Below are 2,427 nucleotides of genomic sequence, written 5' to 3'. Positions count from 1 at the left end.
GAAGGGCAGAAGCCAGATGAGACGGGCCTGAAAACGGCCATAGGGCGAGGCGAGGATGCCACAGATCAGCGCGTTCAGCACCAGTCCGATGACGACCACGCCCACGAAGGTGAAAATCGTTGCTTCAAGATCATGCCGCAGCGGTGAGGTAGACACCGATCGCGACGAAAGGGCGATTGCGAAGAGCAGGCTCCCCGCGAGACTGAGATATCCCAGCGCCGTCACCAGATGCCGCAGCCCGGGATGGTTGTACATCGCCGAAGCATGGGTCATCTCCACGAGCTCCGGCTGGAAGAAATTCGCCAGGAACTCGGCCTTCCGGGGCGGCATCGGCACATCCTCGACTGACAGTGTCCAGAGTTGCTCCACCCCGTCCAGCGCCAGCCCGCCCAGCGTGGAAAACGGATAGGCTGCGACGACATCCAGCAGGAAGCCGACCTGTTCCGCCGACAAGGCGCGCTGCACGGCGGACTCGGAAATCCAGTAGGCCCCAGTCCGGGGGTCGTCGTCGAACATGAAGGCCGCCCAGTCCATCGGCAGCCGGTCCGCGAAGGCGCAGACCGCATAGCCGCTCTGCGGGCAAGTTTCCTGCACCAGCCGCGTTCCGGGGCCAAGATCGACCAGATGCGCCGTGAAATGCGGCAATGCCAACGGCGACTGGCCGGTGACCGCCTTTGTCAGCGCCGAGGGCGGGATCTGCCCGGCGATGCCGAGGACAGCGGCGCCCAGCAGGGTGGCGAGGGTTCTTCCCGACAGCAGCGGCCGCAGGCGGGGGATCAGCAGCGCCAGCCCGGCGAGCGTGGTCATCGACAGGAGCAGGGCCAGATGGCTCGCATGGGCGAGGGCGGCGAAGACCACGATTAACCAGAGCGCCCAGATCTCGCGCCCGGACAGCTTTTCGCGCGCGGCCAGCAGCAGGGCGACGCCGGTGACGAGAAACCCCGACCAGATATCCGGCGTGAGCAGCCCCACGAAGAAACCCGCCGGCGTCAGGACCGCGAGCCCGGCGGCGGTCAGCACCGAGGCGCGTATCCAGCCGTCCGGCAGGAAGAGGCGGCAGCTCAGGGCGACGAGCCAGGCGAGGACGGCGGCCTGAGCCCAGACCAGCGTCCAGCCCTGGGTCAGGGCGGTCGAGAGATAGGTGAACAGGCCATAATACAGCGATCTGCCGGAAAAGATGGTCAGCGTCTCGGTCGGCGTTCCGGACCGGACGAGGTCGAGCGCGGCATGGGCAAGACTGTGCGGGTACCAGATGTAGGACGACGTGTCGTAATAGAGGAACGGCGCGCCGTTCAGCACCGTCGGCGCCATCAGGACCAGGCTGCCCAGAAGGGTCACCAGAAGCATCGGAGCGCCGAGCGGGCGCGTGGCGGGCCGCGACGGTTCGATGTGACGCCCGACCGCCGCCGCTGCGAGGAACAGAAGCGCTGCAAAGGCGAGGGTCCAGAGCGGGACAGGGAGGCCTGTGACGGTCGCGCCGGCGAGCAGCGGAAGCGTCGCCTGCGCCGCGGACAGCAGGCTGTCCGCGAGGGGCCCCGGGCGCCACAGCGCCCGCAGCGCGCTCACCACCACCAGAGTCAGCAGGAGGACGGCCAGCACCGGCCCCGACAGGGCGGCGGCGACAAGGCCCAGGGCGATCAGCGCCACTGCGAGAACCGCGCCACCGGCCAGCGACGCCTTGCCCGCGGCGAAGGGCCTGTCACGCCGGACCGGATCGGATCGGTCGGCCTCCAGCGTCAGCAGATCGCGGATGACGCCCGCACCGGAGGTGACGAGCGCGACGCAGACGAGGGCGAACAGGCCCTGCGCCACCCGGGCCGGCGACAGGTCATGCCCGATCAGCAGAGGAACCAGCGCCAGCAGGGCCAGACACCAATGCTCCGGCCGCAGCATGGCCGCGAGCGGCAGCCGCCGATGATCCGCGACCTGCAGATCGGCCACGGGGACGTCCAGCCCGCGCAACCTCTGCCGCACGGCGGCGGAGGCGTTCACTGTGATGGCGCGCGCGGCATGCGGCCATACTTTCAGATCCGCGGCGGAATCACCCATGTAGGCGTAGCCGCGCGGGCCATAGCGCCGGTTCAGGAAATCGGCCTTCTCCGCAGCCTTGAGGTTCCGCACGCCATCCGAGCCATGCACCTCGTCGAAGATTCCCAAATGCTCCGCGATGGCATGGGCCAGATCCGCGTCGCTGGCGGTGACGAGCACCGCCCGGCCGCCCCGCGCCCGCCAGTCCTTCACCGTGGCGATCACCGCGGGATTGTAGGGCAAGGTCGTGACGTCCACCCGAGCGGCGTTCGCCAGCACCCGCTTCAGCGCCGCCCGTCCCTGCAGCAAGGCGCTCGCCGCCCGCAACGGCACGGTCCAATCGCGCCCGAAGGCCGACCAGAAGGTCTCGTGCAGCATGTCCGATGACAGCAGGGTTCC

General features: G+C 68.9%; 1 protein-coding gene. It reads right to left on the bottom strand.

All coding sequences use genetic code 11. The features are described 5' to 3' along the window. Window positions 1–2,427 (bottom strand): haloacid dehalogenase-like hydrolase (locus C5F48_RS23130; protein WP_107666046.1); only part of this gene is annotated, 2,427 nt, incomplete at both ends.

This window comes from Cereibacter changlensis JA139 (assembly GCF_003034985.1).
In the GTDB taxonomy this organism is placed as follows: domain Bacteria; phylum Pseudomonadota; class Alphaproteobacteria; order Rhodobacterales; family Rhodobacteraceae; genus Cereibacter; species Cereibacter changlensis.
This window is presented reverse-complemented; position numbering and strand designations above follow the sequence as displayed.